29 protein-coding genes are annotated in these 24202 nt (G+C 33.6%); 6 read left to right on the plus strand and 23 right to left on the minus strand.

Features of this window, described 5'->3' with window-relative positions; genetic code table 11:
* The 22 genes from rpsE to rpsL all read right to left on the minus strand — a co-directional run bounded on the left by rpsE (window position 1) and on the right by rpsL (window position 11819).
* On the minus strand, window positions 1-528 hold the full coding sequence (rpsE, locus tag OZP06_RS04305; protein WP_035668102.1) for a 30S ribosomal protein S5: 528 nt from the start codon (window positions 526-528) through the stop codon (window positions 1-3).
* A gap of 6 nt (window positions 529-534) precedes the next feature.
* A complete protein-coding gene (gene rplR, locus OZP06_RS04310; protein WP_116761858.1) occupies window positions 535-885 on the minus strand; it encodes a 50S ribosomal protein L18 in 351 nt (116 codons plus the stop codon).
* Between the two features lie 11 nt (window positions 886-896).
* Window positions 897-1439 (minus strand): 50S ribosomal protein L6, encoded by a 543-nt coding sequence (gene rplF, locus OZP06_RS04315; protein ID WP_269223824.1) that lies wholly within the window; start codon window positions 1437-1439, stop codon window positions 897-899.
* Window positions 1440-1457: 18 nt separating this feature from the next.
* Window positions 1458-1856, minus strand: coding sequence for a 30S ribosomal protein S8 (gene rpsH / locus OZP06_RS04320; RefSeq protein ID WP_100433328.1), 399 nt, complete (start codon window positions 1854-1856; stop codon window positions 1458-1460).
* 103 nt (window positions 1857-1959) lie between these two features.
* Window positions 1960-2229 (minus strand): 30S ribosomal protein S14, encoded by a 270-nt coding sequence (gene rpsN, locus OZP06_RS04325; protein WP_116761851.1) that lies wholly within the window; start codon window positions 2227-2229, stop codon window positions 1960-1962.
* A gap of 3 nt (window positions 2230-2232) precedes the next feature.
* A complete protein-coding gene (rplE, locus tag OZP06_RS04330; protein WP_077377755.1) occupies window positions 2233-2784 on the minus strand; it encodes a 50S ribosomal protein L5 in 552 nt (183 codons plus the stop codon).
* A gap of 2 nt (window positions 2785-2786) precedes the next feature.
* Window positions 2787-3101, minus strand: coding sequence for a 50S ribosomal protein L24 (rplX, locus tag OZP06_RS04335; protein ID WP_035668111.1), 315 nt, complete (start codon window positions 3099-3101; stop codon window positions 2787-2789).
* A gap of 11 nt (window positions 3102-3112) precedes the next feature.
* Window positions 3113-3481: a 50S ribosomal protein L14 gene (gene rplN, locus OZP06_RS04340; RefSeq protein WP_007803649.1), complete on the minus strand. Its 369-nt coding sequence runs from the start codon at window positions 3479-3481 to the stop codon at window positions 3113-3115.
* 2 nt (window positions 3482-3483) lie between these two features.
* On the minus strand, window positions 3484-3744 hold the full coding sequence (rpsQ, locus tag OZP06_RS04345) for a 30S ribosomal protein S17 (RefSeq protein ID WP_026707010.1): 261 nt from the start codon (window positions 3742-3744) through the stop codon (window positions 3484-3486).
* 12 nt (window positions 3745-3756) lie between these two features.
* On the minus strand, window positions 3757-3948 hold the full coding sequence (rpmC, locus tag OZP06_RS04350) for a 50S ribosomal protein L29 (RefSeq protein ID WP_026707011.1): 192 nt from the start codon (window positions 3946-3948) through the stop codon (window positions 3757-3759).
* A gap of 13 nt (window positions 3949-3961) precedes the next feature.
* Window positions 3962-4387, minus strand: a complete 426-nt coding sequence (rplP, locus tag OZP06_RS04355; RefSeq protein WP_007803637.1) for a 50S ribosomal protein L16 — start codon at window positions 4385-4387, stop codon at window positions 3962-3964.
* Between the two features lie 19 nt (window positions 4388-4406).
* On the minus strand, window positions 4407-5162 hold the full coding sequence (rpsC, locus tag OZP06_RS04360; protein WP_269223825.1) for a 30S ribosomal protein S3: 756 nt from the start codon (window positions 5160-5162) through the stop codon (window positions 4407-4409).
* Window positions 5163-5167: 5 nt separating this feature from the next.
* Window positions 5168-5581 (minus strand): 50S ribosomal protein L22, encoded by a 414-nt coding sequence (gene rplV / locus OZP06_RS04365; protein ID WP_035668120.1) that lies wholly within the window; start codon window positions 5579-5581, stop codon window positions 5168-5170.
* 6 nt (window positions 5582-5587) lie between these two features.
* Window positions 5588-5866, minus strand: coding sequence for a 30S ribosomal protein S19 (gene rpsS, locus OZP06_RS04370; RefSeq protein ID WP_007136562.1), 279 nt, complete (start codon window positions 5864-5866; stop codon window positions 5588-5590).
* A 6-nt stretch (window positions 5867-5872) separates the two neighbouring features.
* Window positions 5873-6697 carry a 50S ribosomal protein L2 gene (gene rplB, locus OZP06_RS04375; protein WP_035668122.1) on the minus strand — a complete coding sequence of 275 codons (825 nt, stop codon included), beginning with the start codon at window positions 6695-6697 and terminating at the stop codon, window positions 5873-5875.
* Between the two features lie 6 nt (window positions 6698-6703).
* On the minus strand, window positions 6704-6994 hold the full coding sequence (gene rplW, locus OZP06_RS04380; protein ID WP_269223826.1) for a 50S ribosomal protein L23: 291 nt from the start codon (window positions 6992-6994) through the stop codon (window positions 6704-6706).
* 6 nt (window positions 6995-7000) lie between these two features.
* Window positions 7001-7630 carry a 50S ribosomal protein L4 gene (gene rplD, locus OZP06_RS04385; protein ID WP_116761843.1) on the minus strand — a complete coding sequence of 210 codons (630 nt, stop codon included), beginning with the start codon at window positions 7628-7630 and terminating at the stop codon, window positions 7001-7003.
* Window positions 7630-8247, minus strand: a complete 618-nt coding sequence (gene rplC / locus OZP06_RS04390; RefSeq protein WP_132065672.1) for a 50S ribosomal protein L3 — start codon at window positions 8245-8247, stop codon at window positions 7630-7632. Before rplC ends, rplD begins: the two co-directional genes overlap by 1 nt.
* A 154-nt stretch (window positions 8248-8401) precedes the next feature.
* Window positions 8402-8707 (minus strand): 30S ribosomal protein S10, encoded by a 306-nt coding sequence (rpsJ, locus tag OZP06_RS04395; protein ID WP_011963470.1) that lies wholly within the window; start codon window positions 8705-8707, stop codon window positions 8402-8404.
* Between the two features lie 11 nt (window positions 8708-8718).
* Window positions 8719-10875 (minus strand): elongation factor G, encoded by a 2157-nt coding sequence (fusA, locus tag OZP06_RS04400; RefSeq protein WP_281238819.1) that lies wholly within the window; start codon window positions 10873-10875, stop codon window positions 8719-8721.
* A 10-nt stretch (window positions 10876-10885) separates the two neighbouring features.
* Window positions 10886-11362: a 30S ribosomal protein S7 gene (rpsG, locus tag OZP06_RS04405; RefSeq protein ID WP_143391055.1), complete on the minus strand. Its 477-nt coding sequence runs from the start codon at window positions 11360-11362 to the stop codon at window positions 10886-10888.
* A 73-nt stretch (window positions 11363-11435) separates the two neighbouring features.
* Entirely contained in the window at window positions 11436-11819 is a 384-nt protein-coding gene (rpsL, locus tag OZP06_RS04410; protein ID WP_007136570.1) for a 30S ribosomal protein S12, read from the minus strand.
* A gap of 211 nt (window positions 11820-12030) precedes the next feature.
* Here rpsL and OZP06_RS04415 point away from each other — a divergent pair, with 211 nt between their 5' ends.
* The 5 genes from OZP06_RS04415 to OZP06_RS04435 all read left to right on the plus strand — a co-directional run bounded on the left by OZP06_RS04415 (window position 12031) and on the right by OZP06_RS04435 (window position 19679).
* On the plus strand, window positions 12031-13791 hold the full coding sequence (locus OZP06_RS04415; RefSeq protein ID WP_281238818.1) for a hypothetical protein: 1761 nt from the start codon (window positions 12031-12033) through the stop codon (window positions 13789-13791).
* Between the two features lie 84 nt (window positions 13792-13875).
* Window positions 13876-17088, plus strand: coding sequence for a SusC/RagA family TonB-linked outer membrane protein (locus tag OZP06_RS04420; protein ID WP_281238817.1), 3213 nt, complete (start codon window positions 13876-13878; stop codon window positions 17086-17088).
* A gap of 11 nt (window positions 17089-17099) precedes the next feature.
* The gene (locus OZP06_RS04425) at window positions 17100-18530 is read left to right on the plus strand and encodes a SusD/RagB family nutrient-binding outer membrane lipoprotein (RefSeq protein ID WP_269223831.1); all 1431 of its coding nucleotides are present in this window, start codon (window positions 17100-17102) and stop codon (window positions 18528-18530) included.
* Between the two features lie 11 nt (window positions 18531-18541).
* Window positions 18542-19171, plus strand: a complete 630-nt coding sequence (locus tag OZP06_RS04430; RefSeq protein WP_269223832.1) for a DUF5011 domain-containing protein — start codon at window positions 18542-18544, stop codon at window positions 19169-19171.
* A 16-nt stretch (window positions 19172-19187) separates the two neighbouring features.
* Window positions 19188-19679 (plus strand): lipid-binding protein, encoded by a 492-nt coding sequence (locus tag OZP06_RS04435; protein WP_281238815.1) that lies wholly within the window; start codon window positions 19188-19190, stop codon window positions 19677-19679.
* Window positions 19680-20128: 449 nt separating this feature from the next.
* Here the strand turns inward: OZP06_RS04435 and OZP06_RS04440 are convergent, their stop codons facing one another.
* Complete coding sequence (locus OZP06_RS04440; protein ID WP_281238814.1) at window positions 20129-20269, minus strand: hypothetical protein; 141 nt, start codon at window positions 20267-20269, stop codon at window positions 20129-20131.
* Window positions 20270-20966: 697 nt separating this feature from the next.
* On the opposite strand from OZP06_RS04440, the gene OZP06_RS04445 reads away from it, so the two are divergent.
* Window positions 20967-24197 carry a SusC/RagA family TonB-linked outer membrane protein gene (locus OZP06_RS04445; RefSeq protein WP_281324286.1) on the plus strand — a complete coding sequence of 1077 codons (3231 nt, stop codon included), beginning with the start codon at window positions 20967-20969 and terminating at the stop codon, window positions 24195-24197.
* Window positions 24198-24202: the final 5 nt, after the last annotated feature.

Consider the following 24202-nt stretch of genomic DNA (forward strand, 5'->3'; position numbering starts at 1 on the left):
TTAACCTTTAAAAACTTTTTCTAAAGAAACGCCTCTTTGTTTTGCAACTGTATAAGCACTTCTCATTTGTAATAAAGCATCAAAAGTTGCTTTTACCACGTTGTGAGGATTTGAAGATCCTTGTGATTTAGATAATACATCATGAATCCCAACTGATTCAAGAACTGAACGAACAGCTCCACCAGCAATAACTCCTGTACCATGAGAAGCAGGAATTAAGAATACACGTGCACCACCAAATTTACCTTTTTGTTCGTGAGGAACAGATTGTCCATTCAAAGGAATTTTTACTAAATTTTTCTTTGCATCTTCCACTGCTTTCGCAATTGCTTCAGAAACATCTTTAGATTTTCCTAATCCATGTCCAACTACTCCATTTTCATCACCTACGACTACAATTGCAGAAAAACCGAAAGCTCTACCACCTTTTGTAACTTTAGTAACACGATTTACACTTACCAAACGATCTTTTAATTCAAGACCACTTGGTTTTACTAGCTCTACATTCTTGTATTTACTATTAGACATACTATATTAGAATTTAAGTCCAGCCGCTCTCGCGCCTTCCGCTAATGATTTAATACGACCGTGATATAAATAACCTCCTCTATCGAATGTTACTACATCTATACCAGCTTTTAAAGCTTTTTCTGCTACTAGTTTCCCAACTGCAGTTGCTACTTCAATATTCGTACCTTTTCCTATTTCTTTTTCTCTTGAAGAAGCAGCCAATAAAGTAACTCCGTTTACATCATCAATTAATTGAGCGTAAATTTCCTTGTTACTTCTAAATACAGATAGTCTTGGATTAGTAGCAGTACCACTAATCGTTTTTCTAATTCTGAATCTAATTCGTTGTCTTCTTTCAGGTTTTGTTAATGACATAATCTTATTTTTTAAGCTGATTTACCTGCTTTTCTTCTTAATACTTCACCTACAAATTTAACACCTTTTCCTTTATATGGTTCTGGTTTACGGAAACCTCTAATTTTAGCCGCAATTTGACCTAAAAGTTGTTTATCTAATGATGTTAATTTTACAATTGGGTTTTTTCCTTTTTCAGAAATAGTTTCAAGTGTTACCTCTGGAGCTACTTCTAAAATAATATTGTGAGAGAACCCAAGTGCCAAATCTAACTTTTGACCTTGATTTGAAGCTCTATAACCAACTCCTACCAATTCTAAAGATTTTGTAAAACCTTCTGTAACACCAATAACCATGTTATTAATCAAAGATCTATACAATCCGTGTTTTGCTCTTTGGTCTTTATGATCAGAAGATCTTTCAACTTGAACTTGATCTCCTTCAACTGTAACAGTTACGTCCGAGAACTCCTGTGTAAGCTGACCGTTTTTTCCTTTTACTGTAATAATACCATCTGCAACTGTAACAGTTACTCCAGCAGGTATTGTTACTGGGCTTTTACCTATTCTTGACATCTTATATAGTCTTTAAAATTAGTATACGTAACAAATTACTTCTCCTCCTACATTTAATTGCTTGGCTTGTTTTCCTGTCATCAACCCTTTTGAAGTTGAAACAATAGCAATTCCTAATCCATTAAGGATTCTTGGTATTTTAGAAGCACCTGCGTACTTACGTAAACCTGGTTTACTAATTCTTTGGATATCTTTAATTACAGGCTCTTTGGTATCTTTATCATACTTCAAAGCAATTTTGATTGAACCCTGTACAGAGTTGTCTTCAAATTTGTAACTTAAGATATAACCTTGATCAAATAAGATCTTTGTTATTTCTTTTTTTAAATTAGATGCTGGAATTTCGACAACTTTGTGGTTTGCAGCCACAGCGTTTCTAACTCTCGTCAAATAATCTGCAATAGGATCTGTATACATATGTATTGATTTGCGGTAACGGTTTTCAATTAAACGTAATTGAACCTGAAACCAGTTTATAAATGTGAAAAACAGACGTGATTACTCACGTCTGAATATTTTTCTACCAAGATGCTTTTTTAACACCTGGTATTAGTCCATTATTAGCCATTTCACGAAATGTTACACGTGAAATACCGAATTGACGCATATACCCTCTTGGTCTACCTGTCAATTTGCAACGATTGTGCAAACGTACTGGTGAAGCATTTTTCGGTAATTTCTGCAAACCTACGAAATCTCCAGCTTCTAACAAAGCTTTTCTTTTCTCAGCATACTTAACAACCGTTTTTTCTCTCTTAACCTCACGGGCTTTCATTGATTCTTTAGCCATATCTTAATTCTTTTTAAAAGGTAAACCTAATTCAGCCAACAATGACTTTGCTTCTTTGTCTGTTTTTGCAGTGGTTACAAAAGAAATATCCATTCCAGATATTTTATTTACTTTGTCAATATCAATTTCCGGGAAAATGATTTGCTCTAAAACACCTAAATTATAATTTCCTCTACCATCAAAACCAGTTGCTTTAATACCACTGAAATCTCTAACACGTGGTAACGCTGAAGTTATAAGTCTATCTAAAAACTCATACATTCTTTCACCGCGCAAAGTAACTTTTGCTCCAATAGGCATTCCTTTTCTCAATTTGAATGACGCAACGTCTTTCTTTGAGATTGTAGATACTGCTTTTTGTCCAGTTATCTTTGTCAATTCATCAACTGCATAGTCAATCAATTTTTTATCAGATACTGCTGCACCAACTCCCTTACTCAAAACGATTTTTTCCAATTTAGGAACTTGCATTACGTTTGTGTAACCGAATTCTTCTTTAAGAGCAGAGATAACTCTACTCTTATATTCTTCTTTTAGTCTAGGTATATATGCCATTACTATAGTACTTGATTAGATTTTTTTGAAAATCTTACTTTCTTATCTCCTTCAACTCTAATACCTACTCTTGTTGTTTCCTTAGTTTTAGGATCTATTAAAGAGATGTTAGAGATTTGAATAGAAGCTTCTTTCTTTACAATACCACCTTGAGGGCTTTTTGCACTAGGTTTCGTATGTTTAGAAACCATGTTTACACCTTCAACAATTGCTTTGTTTTTCTCACGGTAAACACGTAAAACTTTACCTTCAGCTCCTTTATGGTCTCCAGCAATTACTCTTACGATGTCTCCTGATTTTATTTTTAGCTTTATCATCTTAAAACGAATTAAAGCACTTCTGGTGCTAATGATACAATTTTCATGAATTGTTTTTCACGAAGTTCTCTTGCTACCGGACCAAAAACACGAGTTCCTCTCATTTCACCTGCAGCATTCAAAAGAACACATGCATTATCATCGAAACGGATATAAGAACCATCAGCTCTTCTCACTTCTTTTTTGGTACGTACAACAACTGCAGTTGAAACAGCACCTTTTTTAACGTTTCCGTTAGGTGTTGCGTCTTTTATAGATACTACAATCTTGTCTCCAACAGAGGCATACCTTCTTTTGGTACCTCCTAAAACACGAATAGTTAAAACTTCTTTTGCTCCCGTGTTATCTGCTACTTTTAGTCTTGATTCTTGTTGTACCATAATTATTTAGCTCTTTCTAGGATTTCAACTAATCTCCAACATTTTGATTTACTCAAAGGACGCGTTTCGCTAATTCTTACAGTATCTCCAATGTTACAGTCGTTTGTTTCGTCATGTGCTACAAATTTCTTTGTTTTCAACACAAACTTACCGTATAATGGGTGTTTTACTTTTGTTACTTGAGCAACAACAATGGATTTATCCATTTTGTTTGAAGTAACAACCCCAACTCTTTCTTTTCTTAAATTTCTTTTTTCTTCCATCTTTCAGCAGAATTATTGTAATTCTCTTTTAGTAAGTTCCGTAGCTAATCTTGCAACTGTTCTTCTTACACCTCTAATTTGAAGCGGATTCTCAATTGGTGAAATAGCGTGAGCCATTTTTAGGTCGGCATATGCCTTCTTAGTCTGGCTAAGTTTTTCTTGCAACTCTGCTGCAGAAAGATCTTTTATTTCTGATTGTTTCATAATATAATATAGATTATGCTTCGAAATCTCTAGCAACAACGAATTTAGTTTTTACTGGAAGTTTTTGAGCCGCAAGACGTAACGCCTCTTTTGCAACTGACAAAGGTACTCCTCCAACTTCAAACATTATTCTTCCGGGTTTAACAACGGCAGCCCAATACTCAACTGCACCTTTACCTTTACCCATACGTACCTCAAGAGGCTTCTTAGTGATAGGTTTGTCTGGAAATATTTTGATCCATAATTGTCCTTCTCTTTTCATAAAACGAGTTGCAGCAATACGCGCAGCTTCGATTTGACGAGAGGTTAAGAACATTCCATCTTCATGTACAGATTTAATACCAAACATTCCATTAGAAAGTTCATGTCCTCTTTGAGAATTTCCTTTCATTTTACCTTTTTGTACCTTACGGTATTTTGTTCTTTTAGGCTGTAACATTTTTTTTTAGTTTAAAAATTTACTTTCGTTTACGAGCGTCTGGTTTACCACCTTTATTAAAAGGCTTTCTATCTCCTCTAGGAGAATCTCCACCTTTACCACCACCAGATTGTTTTTTATCCATTCCTGCTAGCGGAGAAAGATCTCTCTTTCCATAAACTTCACCTTTCATGATCCACACTTTAATTCCCATTCTACCATAAGTAGTGTGAGCTTCTGCAAGCGCATAATCAATATCTGCTCTGAAAGTTGATAGAGGAATTCTACCTTCTTTGAAACCTTCTGAACGAGCCATCTCAGCACCATTCAAACGTCCAGAAATCAAAACTTTGATACCTTCTGCATTCATACGCATAGAAGCAGCAATAGCCATTTTGATTGCACGTCTGTAAGAAATTCTGCTTTCGATTTGACGACAGATGCTTGTAGCAACTAGATACGCGTCAAGTTCAGGTCTTTTTATTTCAAAGATGTTGATTTGAACCTCTTTGTCAGTAATTTTTTTAAGTTCTTCTTTCAACTTGTCTACCTCTTGCCCACCTTTTCCGATAATAATACCAGGTCTAGCAGTAGTGATAGTAACGGTTACAAGTTTTAAAGTTCTCTCAATAATCACTTTTGATACACTTGCTTTTGATAAACGAGCATGGATATACTTTCTGATTTTATGATCTTCGGCAAGTTTATCACCATAATCATTTCCACCATACCAGTTTGAGTCCCATCCTCTGATGATACCAAGTCTATTTCCAATTGGATTTGTCTTTTGTCCCATGCTGCTTAAGAATTGCTTTGTGTGTTATTGATAGCTCCTAACACGATTGTTACGTGATTTGAACGTTTTCTTATTCTGTGTGCTCTTCCTTGTGGAGCTGGACGAAGTCTTTTTAACATCATTCCACCATCTACACGGATTTCCTTAACAAATAAACCAGCTTCTTCCATATTAGCTTCAGGGTTTTTTGCTTGCCAGTTGGCAATAACAGATAAAACCAATTTCTCTAATTTTCTTGAAGCTTCTTTAGAACTAAATCTCAAGATGTTTAGTGCTCTTTCTACCTTCTGACCTCTTACCAAGTCCGCTACTAAGCGCATTTTTCTAGGTGAAGTAGGGCAGTTATTCAATTTTGCGAAAGCTAAAGACTTATTAGCCTCTTTTCTCGCATCTGCTGTTTCTCTTTTACGAACTCCCATTGCTTCTTATTTTTTACCTTTATTTTTTGCTCCAGCATGACCTCTAAAAGATCTAGTTGGTGAAAATTCTCCTAATTTGTGACCTACCATGTTTTCTGTTACGTAAACTGGTACAAATTGACGACCGTTATGAACTGCGATAGTTTGTCCAACAAAGTCTGGAGTAATCATAGAAGCTCTAGACCATGTCTTAACAACTCCTTTATTTCCACCTGCAATGTTTTCTTGAACTTTCTTGTCTAACTTATAATGAACGAAAGGTCCTTTTTTTAATGAACGTGCCATATCTTATTATTTCTTTCTACGTTCTACGATATACTTGTTACTCGGGTTTTTCTTAGAACGAGTTCTATAACCTTTAGCTGGTATTCCATTTCTTGAACGTGGATGTCCACCAGAAGAACGTCCTTCACCACCACCCATTGGGTGATCGACAGGGTTCATTGCAACAGGTCTTGTTCTAGGTCTTCTTCCTAACCATCTTGTTCTACCAGCTTTTCCTGATACAACTAATTGGTGATCTGAATTAGAAACCGCTCCAATTGTAGCCGAACAAGTTAACAAGATTAATCTTGTTTCTCCAGAAGGCATTTTAATTGTTGCATATTTTCCATCTCTTGCCATTAATTGAGCAAATGTTCCAGCAGAACGAGCGATTACAGCTCCTTGCCCTGGTCTCAATTCGATACAAGAAATAACAGTTCCAAGTGGAACTCTACTTAAAGGTAATGTATTACCAATTTCTGGTTGAGATTCTGGACCAGAAACTAATTTCTGACCAACTTTCAATCCATTTTGAGCAATAACATAAGTTTTTTCACCATCAGCATAAGCTAATAAAGCGATAAAGGCAGTACGATTTGGATCATATTCGATTGATTTCACTGTAGCTGGAATTCCTTCTTTTGTACGTTTGAAATCAATAATACGATATCTCTGCTTGTGACCACCACCCGTATAACGCATGGTCATCTTTCCTTGACTATTTCTACCTCCAGAGTTTTTTATCGGCGCTATCAAAGAGCGTTCCGGCTTATCAGTTGTAATGGCGTCATAACCATTCACAACTCTAAATCGCTGACCTGGGGTAATAGGTTTTAATTTTCTTACTGACATTTTATCTTAGATATTGTTGTAAAAATCAATTGTTTCTCCTTCTTGTACTTGTACAATTGCTTTTTTAATAGCATTTGTCTTTCCACTGATTAAACCACTTTTAGTGTATTTTGTAGTTCTGTCTGGTCTTACATTCATTGTGTTAACACTCAAAATAGTAACTCCATAAGCAGCTTCAATAGCTTTCTTAATTTGCACTTTGTTTGCTTTTTTGTTAACAACGAATCCAAAACGGTTTAAAACTTCACTTTCTTTGGTTACTTTTTCCGTTACTATAGGTTTAATTATGATGCTCATATCCTATTATTTACTTAAATTTTCTTCAATTACTTCCAAAGAACTCTCTAAAAGCACTAAATTATTAGCATTTAAAATAGCGTAAGTACTTAATTCATAGCTACTTACAACATTAGCCGCCTTTAAATTACGTGAGGACAAATATACATTTTTATTTGTATCACCCAACACGAACAGTGATTTTTTGTTTTCTAACTCTAAAGCTTTCAAAACATTAATGAAATTTTTAGTGTTTGGCGTTTCAAAATTAAAATCTTCAAGTACAATTATATTTGACTCTTTTGCTTTAATAGAGAAAGCAGATTTTCTAGCAAGACGTTTTAAGCTTTTATTCAATTTGAATGAATAACTTCTTGGTCTTGGTCCAAAAACTGTTCCACCACCTTTAAACAATGGATTCTTTGCACTACCCGCACGAGCAGTACCAGTTCCTTTTTGTTTTTTAATTTTACGAGTACTTCCCGCTACTTCAGCTCTTTCTTTCGCTTTGTGCGTTCCTTGTCTTTGATTAGCAAGATATTGCTTAACATCAAGATATACTGCGTGATTGTTTGGCTCAATTGCATATACTGAATCAGAAAGTTGAACTTTTCTTCCAGTATCTTTTCCGTTGAAATCTAATACTTTTACTTCCATTACTTCTGAATGATTACATAAGAGTTGTTACATCCAGGAACACATCCTTTTATAACAAGTAGGTTCTTTTCAGCAACTACTTTTAAAACTCTAAGGTTTTGAACTTTTACATTATCTCCTCCCATTCTTCCAGCCATACGCATTCCTTTGAATACTCTAGATGGATAAGAAGAAGCTCCTACAGAACCTGGCGCTCTTAAACGGTTATGTTGACCGTGAGTTGCTTGACCAACACCACCAAAACCGTGACGTTTTACAACCCCTTGAAAACCTTTACCTTTAGATACACCTTGTACATCTACAAATTCTCCTTCAGAAAAAATAGAAACATCAATAAGATCTCCTAATTTTTGTTCTGTTGCAAAATCTTGGAATTCAACGACTTTTTTCTTAGCTACAGTTCCCGCTTTTTTAAAGTGACCTAAAGCCGCTTTTGTGGAATGTTTCTCGTTTTTGTCATCGAAACCAAGTTGCAACGCTTCGTACCCGTCAACACCTTTGGTTCTGACTTGGGTAACAACGCATGGTCCAGCTTCGATTACTGTACAAGGAATATTCTTCCCGTTTTCGTCGAAAATACTAGTCATGCCGATTTTTCTACCAATTAACCCAGACATAAATATTAATTATTAATTATTAAATATAAATATAGAACGCAGCTTTTAAGCAAATCCTATTTTTTTAATGGGTGCAAATGTATAACTTATTTACATACAAACCAAAAAAATATTTTTTGCTTAAAAACAGCGTTCCTTTTTACTCTTAAAGTACTTAAACTTTGATTTCAACTTCAACTCCACTTGGCAATTCAAGTTTCATTAAAGCATCAATAGTTTTAGATGAAGAAGAATAAATGTCAATTAATCTTTTATATGACATTACTTCAAATTGCTCTCTCGCTTTTTTGTTAACGTGTGGAGAACGTAGAACTGTAAAAAGTTTTTTGTGTGTAGGTAATGGAATTGGACCAGTTACAACAGCACCTGTACTTTTTACCGTTTTTACAATCTTTTCAGCAGACTTATCTACCAACATGTGATCGTAAGATTTTAATTTTATTCTGATTTTTTGACTCATTTTCTTAAAGATTATGCGTTTCCTTTTGCTTTTTTGATAACTGCTTCCGAAATATTAGAAGGCGTTTCAGCGTAGTGTGAAAATTCCATTGTTGAAGTTGCTCTACCAGAAGATAATGTTCTTAATGTAGTAACATATCCAAACATTTCTGATAAAGGCACATCAGCTTTAATAGTTTTAGCACCGGCTCTGTCTCCCATATCATTCACCTGACCTCTACGACGGTTAATATCACCAACGATATCTCCCATGTTTTCTTCTGGTGTAATCACTTCCATTTTCATGATTGGCTCAAGTATTACAGCTCCAGCAGCTTTAGCCACTTCTCTATAACCCATTCTAGCAGCTAATTCAAACGAAAGAGCATCAGAATCGACTGGGTGAAAAGATCCGTCTAATAAAGTTACTTTTAAACTATCTACTTGATATCCTGCTAAAGGACCCGTTTTCATAGCTTCACGGAAACCTTTTTCAACAGAAGGAATATACTCTTTTGGCACGTTACCACCTTTTACAGAATTCACAAACTGTAATCCAACTGGAGTTTTACCATCAACTTCATCAGCAGGCTCTAAAATAAATACGATATCACCGAATTTACCACGACCTCCAGATTGTTTCTTATAAGTTTCTCTATGTTGAGCTTTTTTAGTAAACGCTTCTTTGTATTCAACTTGAGGCTCACCTTGGTTTACTTCAACTTTAAATTCACGTCTCATCCTATCAACCAAGATATCCAAGTGAAGCTCACCCATACCAGAAATAATAGTTTGACCAGAAGCTTCATCAGTTCTAACTGTAAATGTTGGATCTTCTTCAGCTAATTTAGCCAAAGCCATACCCATTTTATCTACGTCAGCCTTAGTTTTAGGCTCAATAGCAATACCAATTACTGGCGCTGGAAATTTCATTGACTCAAGAATAATAGGGTGTTTTTCATCACACAATGTATCTCCAGTTTTAATATCTTTAAATCCAACAGCCGCCCCAATATCACCCGCCTCGATATATTCGATTGGATTTTGTTTGTTAGCATGCATTTGGTAGATACGAGAAATTCTTTCTTTGTTTCCAGAACGAGTGTTCAAGACATAAGAACCTGCATCTAAACGTCCTGAGTAAGCACGGAAGAAAGCCAAACGACCTACGAATGGGTCAGTAGCAATTTTAAAAGCTAAAGCAGCGAATGGCTCTTTAACATCTGGCTTACGCAATATTTTAGTTTGATCTTCTTCAAGCAATTCAGCATCATCTGGATGAATACCAGTAATACCTTCTTTATCCATTGGAGACGGCAAGTATTTACACACTGCATCCAACATGAATTGAACCCCTTTGTTTTTAAAAGAAGAACCAGCAATCATAGGAATGATAGCCATATCCATTACAGCAGCTCTTAAAGCAATGTTGATTTCTTCCTCTGTTATAGAGTTTTCATCTTCCATGAATTTTTCAAGCAAATTCTCATCATAATCAGCAACTGCTTCAATAAGAATTGATCTGTATTCTTTTACTTCTTCAAGCATATCTTCAGGAATAGGCACAATATCATAAGTAGCCCCTAAACCTTCTTCATGCCAAACTATAGCTTGATTCTTTACCAAATCAACAACGCCTTTAAAATCATTTTCCTCACCAATTGGCAAAGTGATTGCAACAGCATTTGATTTTAACATATCTCTTACTTGTTGACATACCATCAAAAAGTTAGATCCTTGTCTATCCATTTTATTAACAAATCCAATACGCGGTACTCTGTATTGATCTGCTAATCTCCAGTTAGTTTCTGATTGTGGCTCAACACCATCAACCGCGCTAAATAAGAAAACCAAACCATCAAGTACACGCAAAGAACGGTTTACTTCAACTGTAAAGTCAACGTGTCCCGGGGTATCGATAATATTAAAGTGATAAGGTAATGTTTCAGGTAAAATTTTACCTTGTGTAGTTGGAAAATTCCATTCACAAGTAGTAGCAGCAGAAGTAATTGTAATACCTCTTTCTTGCTCTTGTGCCATCCAGTCCATTGTTGCAGCACCATCGTGTACTTCACCAATTTTGTGTGATTTTCCAGTATAGAATAATATACGCTCTGTTGTTGTTGTTTTACCAGCATCAATGTGAGCAGCAATTCCTATATTTCTTGTATATTTAAGATCTCTAGCCATTTCTTAAGAATTAAAATCTAAAGTGAGAGAATGCTTTGTTAGCCTCTGCCATTTTGTGAGTATCCATTCTTTTCTTAACAGCTGCCCCTTCTTCTTTAGCAGCAGCTAAACATTCTGAAGCTAATCTTTGTGCCATTGATTTTTCGTTTCTTCTTCTTGAATAAAGAATCAACCATTTCATAGCCATAGAAATTTTTCTATCTGGTCTGATTTGCATTGGAATTTGAAATGTAGCCCCACCTACTCTACGACTACGTACTTCTACGTGAGGCATAACATTTGTTAAAGCATCTTTCCAAATTTCTAATGAAGGTTTCTCTGCATCTTGCTTTTTAGTCTCTATAATGTCAATTGCATCATAAAAAACTTTAAAAGCTGTTGATTTCTTACCATCCCACATTAAGTTATTCACAAAACGTGTTACCAATTGGTCATTAAACCTTGGATCTGGTAAAAGTGGTCTTTTCTTTGCCGCTCTTTTTCTCATGTCTTTTTTTTACTAAAATTTCATACTCATCTAGGCACGATAAATCGCGTCTCTACAAGAATAACGTTTTAAATTACTTTTTTGCTTCTTTTGGGCGTTTTGCTCCGTACTTAGATCTTCTTTGCGTTCTTCCTGCTACTCCTGACGTATCAAGTGCACCACGAACGATGTGATATCTTACTCCTGGCAAATCTTTTACCCTTCCACCCCTAACTAATACTATCGAGTGCTCTTGTAAATTGTGTCCTTCTCCAGGGATGTAGGCATTCACTTCATTACCATTTGTCAAACGTACACGCGCTACTTTACGCATTGCAGAGTTTGGTTTTTTTGGTGTTGTAGTGTAAACACGCGTACAAACCCCTCTTCTTTGAGGACAAGAATCTAAAGCAACCGATTTACTCTTCTTAGTTATCTGAGTTCTTCCTGTTCTTACTAATTGTTGAATTGTTGGCATAATTAATACTAAAAATTTCTTATTATATTAAATTCCCGCTTTTTACGGGGTTGCAAATGTATAAAATATTTTTCACTCTACAAACCATATTCGATTTATTTTCAACAGAAGCAGACTATTGTCAATTAAACCAATACACTTTTATTATTTTAAATACAATACAAAAACACACTCAATTAAAAATGGTAATATTTAACAATTTTAAAAAATTATGAAATTTCAAACAAACAATAGATATTTGCACAATGACATTCATATAAATAAATCAAAATTGAAACACGAAATCATATTATGTTTAATTGCCATTTTTTATAGTTTAACTATAAAAAGTCAAGAGATACAAATAAAAATTATCGGAAATTCTATTGCAGAAACTAAAACAATAGATTCTATTGGATACACATCCAAACTCTTAAACACAAAACAAGCAAACGATGAAATCAAAACAATAACACAAAAACTAGCCACAGCAGGCTATATCTACAACAAAATATCACATATCATTAAAGAAAAAGACAGTAGTTATATCGCGAAAATATCTCTTGAAAATAAAATAAAAGAATTACATATATATATAGGTATAAAAAACGAAATAAAAATATTAGAAATATTAGATCTAAAACAAGACTCCATCTTTTTACCATATTCTCAAATAGAATCGTTTTTAAAACAAACTTCACAAAAATTAGAAAAAAAAGGTTATTCATTCGCAAAAGTAAAACTAATCAACTTTACAGAAAAAAAACAAATATTATATACCACATTAATTATAAAACCGGGAAGCAAAAGAAAATTAAAAAAAATTGAACTAAAATACAGTACACAAACCCAAAAAAATATTTTCCCAAAAGGCGCCGAAATTCAAATAAATAAAAAATACAAAGACACAATATTCAATAATGAAATCGTAGAAAACATTCATAATGATTTTGAAAAATTTGGATTTATAAATCAAACTAAATACCCTGAAATTCTTTTTTCAAAAGACAGCACTAAAGTATTTGTCTATTTAGAAAAAAGAAAAGCTAATAATTTTGATGGATATTTAGGATTCAATAATTCCGAAAATAAAAAAATAAAATTTAACGGGTTTTTAGATCTAACACTAATTAATGCAATAAAAAACGGAGAAGAATTATCAGTATACTGGAAAGAAAATGGTAATAATCAAAAAATATTCAACCTAAAGATCGAAATACCATATATCCTTAATAGTCGTTTAGGAATTAAGGGACAAATCAACATATTTAAACAAGACAGTATTTTTCAAAACACAAAAACAACAATTCAACTTGGTTATTTAATAAACTACAACAAACGAATATACTTAGGATTTGAATCAACCGAATCAAGCGATATACAAAATTCAAATACAATTAATTTAAATGATTACAACAGCACTTTTTTAACATCGAACTTTGAATTGAATAAAAATGATTTTAAGAACAACTTATTTCCAATAAAAAATTATATAAAATTGACTATAGGAACCGGAAAAAGAACAAACACACAAAACACATCTACAAAACAAAATTTTGTAAATTTTAACATAATGAATAATTTGCATCTTAATAAGAATAACTTTATATATTTTAACTTTCAAAGTTTCATATTAAAAAGCAAAACTTATTTAACAAACGAATTGTATCGTTTTGGAGGTACAAATTCAATAAGAGGATTTACAGAAAATAGTCTGCAAAGTAATTTTATGACCGGACTAATGACAGAATATCGATATTTACTTTCTCCCAAAATATACCTTAATTCAGTACTAGATTACTGTTTTTACAATGATCCAACAACCATAAAAACAGAAAACAAAAATAAGAACCTTATAGGCATTGGGCTTGGTTTTGGCATATTAACCGATAATGGCTTAATGAAATTCTCCATAACAAATGGCAAAACAAAAAAAGAAGAAATAAAATTATATAACACAAACATAACCATAAGTTATAATGTTAAATTTTAGCTTTAACAAAAAAAAGAGTTTAAGTTATTAGGATACTTAACAATTTATTATGATTTTTGCCTCACTAATTCAAAATATTTAAAAATGAAACTAAAGTTCAATGGATTCTTAGTACTTCTAGTAGTACTAATGGCGCAACTAACTTTTGCGCAAGAAAGATCTGTTTCAGGAATTGTTTCCGACAATGCAGGAATGCCATTACCAGGTGTAAGTGTATTAATAAAAGGAACAAAAACTGGAACACAATCAGATTTCGATGGTAAGTATACCATTAAAGCAGCACCAAGTGATGTATTGGTATTTAGCTATGTCGGGATGAGATCATCAGAGAAATCAGCAAGTTCAACAAATGTAAATGTAAAACTTTCAAGTGATGCAACTCAGTTAGAAAATGTAGTTGTAACAGCGTTGGGTATTAAAAAGCAAAAAAAATCGTTAGGTTACGCAACTGTAACGGTTAGCGGAAAAGATCTAACAGAGGTTATAAACACTAACGTATTCGGTTCTCTATCAGGAAAACTGGCTGGAGTTGACGTCTCCGCTCCTGCACAAGTAGGTGCTTCAACTAAAGTTGTAATTCGTGGATTTAGTAGCTTAACTGGAAACGGTCCGTTATACGTAATAGACGGAACCCCAATTAACAATAGTGGAAACGGAACGAATGGAACAACTTCGAGTAGAAGAACATTTGATGCTGGAAATGGAATAAGTGATTTAGATCCTAATAACATTGAAAGCATGACTGTACTAAAAGGAGCAGCTGCAACTGCACTTTATGGTTCTAGAGCAGCTGGAGGAGCAATTATTGTCACAACAAAAACAGCAAAACTAAACTCTGGTATAAAAGTAGAGTTTTCAACTTCAGTTGAACTAGCCGAAGTAGCCAGAGTTCCTCATTTACAATATAAATTTGGACAAGGTTGGGATGGTTTAGGCTATTCAGGACTAGCTACACATGGAGTTGCTAGTGCTGAAAATGGGTCTTGGGGACCTGCATTTAATAACGAAGTAAGACCTTGGGGAGCAATTGTAGATAATTCTCAACAATTGAAATCATATAAAGCACTTAACAACAACATTAAAGACTTTTACGATACTGGTTTCACTACTACTAATAATATAAGAGTAGCAGGAGGAAATGAAACATCTACTTTTTCACTTGGTTTTTCAAATGTCGATTCAGATGGTATTGTACCAACAGATTCAGACTCATATTTGAGAAGAAATTTAAATTTCAGCGGAGGAATTAAAGGCGATAAATTCGATGTTAAAATCAACTTTAATTATGTTAAAAAAGATCAAAAAGTAGTAAATACTGGTTCAGGAGATGATTCTGGAGAAGGTGCTACCCTAGTACAAGAACTATATCAAATCCCCTCAGACATAAGTGTTATTGACTTAAAAGACTACAAAAACAATCCATTCAATACGCCAAGTAATTACTTTTCACCATATACATCAAATCCTTACTTCTTGTTAAATGAAAATTCAACAAAAATTAAAGGAAATCGTATCTTTGGAAACACAAACTTCACATACAAAATAACTCCAAAATTGACTGCTTTGTATCAAATTGGTGGAGACTATAGAAATGAAAAGATAAAAAGCTACGGTGCAGTCGTGAGATTTGAACCAGGTTCAGCTCAAGACATTAACCACACCATTGCAACAGTAGGTGGCGTAACTGAAAGCACGACAGAAAGAACAGAATTAGATCAATATCTTAACTTTAATTATGCATCAAAAATTAATGATGATTTTAAAATTAATGTAATGCTAGGTGCCGCTTCTAATGAAAGAGCAACTGATTTCTTAGAAGGTCAAATTACCCAACTTGACTTACCTAATTATTACGAACTATCAAATTCAGCGTCAAAACCCATCCTTACTCAATCTAATAGTTTAAGAAGAAATTATGGCGTTTACACTTCCATAGAAACTTCTTACTTAGATAAAATATTTTTTACCGTTACAGGAAGAAATGACTGGAGTTCTACTTTACCTGTAAAGAATAACTCCTATTTTTACCCTTCCGCATCTTTAAGCGGTATTGTGATTGATAATAACGAGACTTTCTTAAAACTTAGAGGAGGTTGGGCAAAAGTAGCAAAAGATACGGATCCATACCAAACCGAATCAAGTTACATCCAAGCTATAGCTGGAGCGAACTTCGGAAATATCAATTTCCCAATCGGAGGAGTTAATGCATATGAATTTGCAACTACTTTAGGTAACAACGAACTAAAACCTGAAACAACAACTGAAATAGAACTAGGTTTTGAGACAAGTTTATTTTCAAAAAGAGTAAACCTAGATTTGGCATTGTACAATAAAAAAACCACTGATCTATTATATCTAAGAGATGTCGCTCCAAGTACAGGTTTTACTCGACAAACCGGAAACATATTAGACGTTACTAATAAAGGTATCGAAATAGCTTTAAACACTACACCTCTACAAACTGAAAACTTTTCTTGGAATCTAAACGGAACATTTACTAAAAATTTAAGCAACGTGGATAAAGTGTACGGTGATTCAAACACAATTGAACTTACAAACTCAAGAAACGTTACGTTTAATGCCGTTGAAGGAAGACCACTAGGAATATATATGTCAAAAACACCACAAATGGTAGGAGACAAATATATTGTAAATCCTGCAACAGGATATTATGTACCTTCAACCGAACAACAAGAAATCGGTACTTCTCAAAGAGATTTTGTTATAGGAATTCAAAACAAATTCAACTATAAAAACTTCACATTATCATTTGGATTTGATTGGAAACAAGGTGGCGAAATGTTTTCTGAAAGCAAGTATTTAGCTTACTTTACTGGAAACGGTATCGAAACAACATACAATGACAGAAACGGGTTTATATTACCCAATTCAGTAAATGAAGTTAACACTGGAGGTGTTATAACTTATGTTGAAAACACCACCGAAATCACTGCTTTCCCTGCATCTGGGACATCTAATGGTCGAGTAACACCTTTCTATAGCTCAGTAGGAAATCAAACAATAGTTAAAGATTTTATATTTGACAAAACATTCGTAAGAATGAGAGATCTTTCTTTAACTTTTAACGTACCGATGAAAATTGCGAAACAAATTGGTCTTACAAATGCTTCCATAGCAGTTTACGGAAAAAATTTATTTTTATGGACACCTGACGCCAATCCTTATTTAGATCCAGAAATCACAACCTTTGGAGATGGAGTAAAGAGTGAGTTTGGTGAATCTTACGGATCACCTTCACAAAGATCTTATGGAACTTCCATAAAATTAACCTTTTAAATAAAATGAAAATGAAAAAATTAATAATAAGTTTTTTAACATTATCACTGCTACTTACAGCTTGTGACAATAATTTAGATATAAATAGAGATCCAGATTCACTAACATCAGTTCCATTATCTTCACAACTACCTGCTGGTATTGCAGGTTTGATAGGAGCAGAAGGGTCATACTATGCACTTATAGGAGGGTTTTGGTCACAATATTGGACACAAAGCAATGTGGCAAATCAGTATAGAGATATTGATGGATATGTAATAGGAACCGAATCATATAATGCTGGTTGGAGAGATATGTACGATGCCCTAGGCGACGTAAGAGCCGTTAAAATAAATTCTGAAAAAGAATCAAACTGGAACTATTTTCTAGTTGCAACTGTTTTAGAAGCGCAAGGATCTCAAGTTTTAACAGATTTCTACGGATCAATCCCTTACAGCGAAGCAAATAACAGAAGCATATTAAATCCAAAATTTGATAAAGGTGAGGAAGTATATACAGCAATGATAAAAGATTTAGATCTTGCATTATCAAAACCATTAGCATCTTCTGTAGGTAAAGCACCAGGAGCTGATGATTTGATTTTTGCAGGCGACATGGACAATTGGATTAAATTTGCTAATACTTTGAAACTTAAAATTTTCATGAGACAAATTAACAGCTCTAACTCTGCAGTTGCAATTGCAGGAATAAAATCACTACTTACAAGCGGTGCGAAATTTTTAGATGATGATGCAGCAATGAGCTCTTTTGAAGACAATCCAAATTTAAGCAACCCTTTATATGAATCTGACAGAAGACAATTAAATACTGCAACAAATTTAAGAATGAGTAAAACCTTGTCGTCGTATTTTGATTTAAAAGCCGACACAAGAAAAGCTAAATATTACGGAGCTGGAGGCCCATTAGATCAGGGAGACTTTACAAATGCCTCAATACCTTCAACTACTATAGCAATTGTAGAATTACACCCAACAACTCCTGCTTATTTAATGTCCAGAGAAGAGAGCTTGTTTTTACAGGCTGAAGCGCAAGCAAGATACGGTAGTGGCGACAAAGCACTTTATGATGCTGCAGTATTAGAAAATTTCTCTAAATATACATTAGACGGAAGTTCTTTTATAGCAACAGGAGGCGTTTATGAATATCCTACTTCAGGAACTCTTGACGAGAAGATTGAAGCAATAATCACTCAAAAGTGGATCTCATGTTTTCCTGGAAATGGTTTTGAAGCATTTTTTGAAAAAAACAGAACAGGTTATCCTAAAACATCTGCAGTTAAACAGTCCAATCCACTATATATCCCTGGACAAATAACTTACTCCATAAACGGATCTACCGGTGGATTGTTTCCTAAAAGAATAGTATACCCTCAACGTGAGAAAAACACAAATACTAATACACCTGCTTTGTTACCAATAACAACTCCAGTTTGGTGGAACTAAAAATAGAAAAAATGAAAAAAATATTTATAGCAATGTTCTTTTTTACAAGTTTACTTTTTGTAAGTTGTGAATCTGAGGACTCGGGAAATGTGTCAACTGTTACACATTACCCAACAATTACGTTAAATGGGGAACGTACTGAAATTATATTTCAAGGCGACACCTATACTGAAAAAGGAGCTGTATCGACGGCAGGTTCAGACGTTTTGACAACTACTATAACAGGTAATGTTGACACTAACACTATTGGAGTATACAAAATAAGCTATTCTGCAAAGAATACTGATGGTTATGACGCAATCAAAACGAGAGCTGTAGTTGTTATGAGTAAAGCTCCTAGTGCAATTGATATTTCTGGAACATTTTTTAGAAATGGAAACGCTAACAATGTGACAAGAATTAGTGATAGAGTATACAAGTGTGACAATGCAACTGGCTACAATGTAGCAGCAGATAAAATCACATTAACTTTCTACAACTTAGACGATAAAAAAATATACGCCCCTTTCCAAGAAAAAACTTCAGCTTCTGGCCTAGATGCGGAAAGTAATGTTGGAAATATTATCTCTAAAGATAAATGGAACTGGGTAATTTTTGCTTCAGGCGTATTTGGTACTTCTCAAAGAAATTTTGCTAGATAATTTAAAAAAAAACAAAATGAAAATTATAAAAAAAATAAGCCTATTAATGGTTGTGTTGAGTTCAACCTTATTTACTTCATGTGATGAAGGTGGGAATCCGGATGCTGGAGGTACTACTACTCAAAAATATGCAGGCGAATGGTATATTGACGTTAGCGATGCTAGTGGTTTACTTAAAGCTCATGTTTTACATTCAACTTATAACACAGCTGCCAACGACAACACTATGTGGATTGACGATAAAGCAAACTACTATGAGTTAAAAAGTAAAATCATAACAAACCTTGAAAACGGAACATTTAGTTCTAAAGATGCCGCAAACATTATTGATAACAAGGGAACTTTTGTTACTATTACAGAAGGTAAAATCATTCATAATGGTGGTAAATCAAAAGGAGGACATGTAGTAGACTCGATCGCCTTTAAAGCTGAGTTCAGTTATGATCCGGGAACAATCATTAGTTTTAACGGAGTTAAAAGAACAGGATTTTCGGAAGACGAATACTAGATTTTCAACAAATTACTTAAAAAACCATCACTATACATAGTGATGGTTTTTTTTTACAACTTGCAATCATACATAACAAAGACGTTATTTCATCTGTTTAATATTTACTATTATTTAATAATCAGTAACTTATTTTGAATTAACTATTAATAAACAATATACATCACCAATATTCCAAAACAAATAGAACCTTAGAATATTTCATAAGAACATAATTATTAATTTAAGTTACTGGTTAATCGCTTTATTTAATTGTAATAGGAATACAAATAGCGTAGTTTTATTAGAAAGTCTTCTAATGTAACTACATTTATTGTACTTGTACATTTTCTTTAAATAGCTTATTGTTGTTTCTACTATTTTTGTTCAAGAGTATCAACCTTTCATGCATTTGACCAGCGCTGAATCTTTAATAAGATGCATTTTCTCTCTGATGCAATGTATTCGAGTCAATAATCTATATAGCCACTATCCCCATACAATGATGCTTCTAAAAGTAATTTATCAATCATTTCCCCTATTGCTTTTGCATAATCCATTTTATCTGGTGTAAAATGTAAAGCTATTGAAATTCCATCTTTTACTTTCAATAACAGCACTTTAACTCCATAAAAACAACTTCACATATTGGCGGTGTAGCATCTCAATTTTTTTCGATAACAATTTTGTAATTTGCTATGCACTTATTATTGCATATAGCAACAGGAAAAAAATCTATGATAGAATGCATTTCACAATAAAAATATTTGAAGCACTAACTTATTATCTCAAATAACTTATATAAAAGCTTGCCGACTTTATGTAAACACCTATTGAATCATCTCTTGTCAAACATATTGGGAATAAATCCATATTGCTTCATGAATTTTATTACCGAGCAATGATTACCATAAAAACTTGTTGATGGAACAATCGCTGTTAGGATAATTTCACTATCGTTAATTTATCTTATAATATCTTCTTGATGTTCAATTCTATGTAAAATATCATCTATTAAAAAAAACTGATATAATTTTGTCTTTACAAAGCATCGATTCTATTTAATTGTACGAAAACAAATTTACCAAACCCCTGTTTTGTTTTTATAACATGATAACTAGCAACTTGAATTAATTAATATTTAACAGCTAGCCTAAAAAAGCTTTAGCACAATAATATTGATTAACAATAGTGTTTTTATTATATATCACGTTATTTAACACCAAAATAAACAAAATAACTATCAAAAGTTAAATTTAATAAAAAATTAATAGTATTTTTGAAACAACTAATTCAAAATTTTTTAAAATGAAACTAAAATTCAATGGATTCTTAGTACTCTTAGTAGTACTAGTGACGCAACTAACCTTTGCGCAAGAGAGATCTGTTTCAGGAATTGTTTCCGACAATGCAGGTATGCCATTACCAGGTGTGAGTGTATTAGTAAAAGGAACAAAGAACGGAACACAATCAGATTTTGATGGAAAATATTCTATCAAAGCAACACCAAGTGATATCTTAGTGTTTAGCTATGTAGGTATGAGGTCTACAGAAAAAAGCGCAAGTACTTCATTAGTAAATGCAAAACTTTCTAGTGATGCAACACAATTAGAAAGCGTAGTTGTAACAGCAATGGGTATTAAAAGAGAAAAAAAATCTCTTGGATACTCTACTCAAAAAGTTGACGGAAGCGAACTAATCAAAACACCTACAACAAACTTTGCCAACAGTCTCTCAGGCAAAGTGGCTGGTTTACAAGTAAAAGTTAGCGGAAACATGGGAGGTTCTACAAACGTCGTGATTAGAGGTTTTAAATCTATCAACGGGAACAATCAAGCCTTATTCGTTATCGACGGAATTCCTGTTGACAATTCGAATACAAATAGTAGTTCACAACAAACTGCACGTGGCGGATATGATTATGGTAACGCTGCAGCAGATATAAACCCTGCCGACGTTGAATCCATAAACGTACTTAAAGGAGCTGCAGCTACTGCATTATATGGCTCAAGAGCCGCCAATGGTGCTATTATGATTACAACTAAAAAAGGTAAAAACAACCAAAAAGGATTAGGAGTATCTTTTGATTCGAGTGTAAGCATTGGAACAATTGACAAATCAACTTTTGTAAAATATCAAAACCAATATGGACAAGGATATTTCCCTAGTTTTAGAGGTGGTGGTGACATAAATGGAGATGGAATTAGCGATGCTGGTTCAATTGTTAGAACAAATCATGATGCATCTTATGGACCTGCTTATGATTCAACTAAATTAGTTTATGGTTGGGACTCATTCGTACCTGAATCTCCTTATTACAAAACGGCAAAAGTATGGAAAAAAGCAGAAAATGGACCAATTACTTTTTTTGAAAACCCTATTGCAAATACAAATACACTTTCTTTCAGCGGAGGTAATGACAATGGTAATTTTAATATTTCGTATACAAACTTAGCTGCGACGGGTATCTTACCGAATAGCCATCAAAACAAAAACTCTTTCTTAGGGAATGCAAGTTACAAACTAAATGATAAGTTAAGTGTAAACTTCTTAGCTAATTATATCAACACTAAAACTATTGGAAGAAATAACACTGGTTATGGAGCAAACATTATTACAGGATTCAGACAATGGTGGGCAACAAGTACTGACTTAAAAGAACAAAAGGATATTTATCTAGCTACTGGAAAGAATTATACTTGGAATCCAAATAGCTCAACAAATATAACACCTGCATATTGGAATAATCCATATTTTGAAAGATATGAGAATGCTCAAAATGACAGCAGAAATAGATTTTTAGGTAATGCTGGATTGAACTACAAACTAACAACTTGGCTAGATGCAACAGCTAGGGTATCAGCAGACACATATTCTGAAATTCAAGAAGAAAAAAGAGCAAACGGTTCATACGCAGGTGATGAATTTGGTGTAACACAAGAAAGTGTAGGTTCAGGATACCAAAGATTTAATAAGGATTTTTCGGAATTCAATTATGACTTAATGTTAAATTTTAATAAAAACCTAACTGAAAAATTAGTATTAAAAGGAGTTCTTGGCACTAACATCAGAAAGCAAAAAGAAAACACTATTGTAGCATCAACTGCAGGAGGTTTATATGTTCCAAATCTTTTCGCGCTTACAAATTCAGTAAATACCATTCAAAAACCTTTAGAAACAGAAATTAACAGAGGTGTAAATGGGTACTATATTAGTGCTTCATTAGGATATGATGATTATTTATTCTTGGATGCTACTTTAAGAAGAGACGTGTCATCTACATTACCAGACACAAATAACTCTTATTACTACCCATCTGTATCGTCTAGTTTCTTATTTTCTAACTTGATGAAAGTAGATTGGATTAATTCAGGAAAAATAAGAATTGGTTATGCTGAAGTAGGAAATGATGCCCCTTTTGCAAAAACTCAGGATTACTACATAGCAGAATCACCTTTTGGAACACCTCTATATTCAGTTAATTCAACTAAAAACAATACTAATCTTAAGCCCGAAAGAACAAATAGTTGGGAAGCAGGACTAGAAATGCAATTTTTTAATAGAAGAGTTGGATTTGATTTGTCATTATACAAAACAAATACTTTGGACCAAATTGTAGATTTACCAGTATCCGAGGCCACTGGTTATTCAAAACTTTATAAAAATGTTGGAAATATTGAGAACAAAGGAATGGAACTAACTTTGGACTTGTTACCCGTTCAAACCGAGGATTTCAAATGGGACATAACGGTAAACTGGTCTAAAAACAAAAATAAAGTCATAGCACTAGATGAAGGAATCAGTAATTATCAATTGGGAAGCTTCCAAGGTGGTGTTTCTATAAATGCAACCGTTGGACAAACCTATGGAACAATACAAGGTACAGACTATGTTTATTTAAATGGCCAAAGAATCGTAGATGCAGCAACCGGCAAATATCAAATTACATCTACTAATGATAATGTTTTAGGTTCATTCGTTCCTGATTGGAATGGTGGAATCAATAATAAATTTTCATATAAAAACTTCACTTTTAGCTTCTTAATTGACGTGCAAAATGGAGGAAGTATATTCTCATTAGACAGATGGTACGGTGAAGGTTCAGGATTATATTCGAACACTGTTTTCACAAACGACTTAGGAAATCCTGTAAGAAATACAATTGCTGATGGTGGTGGATTAATTCTTCCTGGTGTTTACTCTGACGGAACAGTAAACACTACTCGTTTGAGTGTAAATGATGGAACAGATGGTTCTTTTGGTTATTTAGGTTCTGCAACCAAAGATTATGTGTATGACGCTTCTTATGTAAAACTGCGTGAGATAACTTTAGGCTACAACTTTCCTAAAAAAATGATAGGAAAAGTATTCCAAGAATTATACTTTGGGTTTTCAGGGTCAAACCTATGGATAATCGACAAGAATTTACCAGATGCTGACCCAGAGGCTGGATTAAGCTCAGGTAACATGCAAGGTTACCAATCAGGGGTTTTACCTACAACTCGTAACTTTGCTTTCAACTTAAAAGCTAAATTTTAAAAAAA

It is taken from the genome of Flavobacterium sp. IMCC34518, assembly GCF_027111095.2.
In the GTDB taxonomy this organism is placed as follows: domain Bacteria; phylum Bacteroidota; class Bacteroidia; order Flavobacteriales; family Flavobacteriaceae; genus Flavobacterium; species Flavobacterium praedii.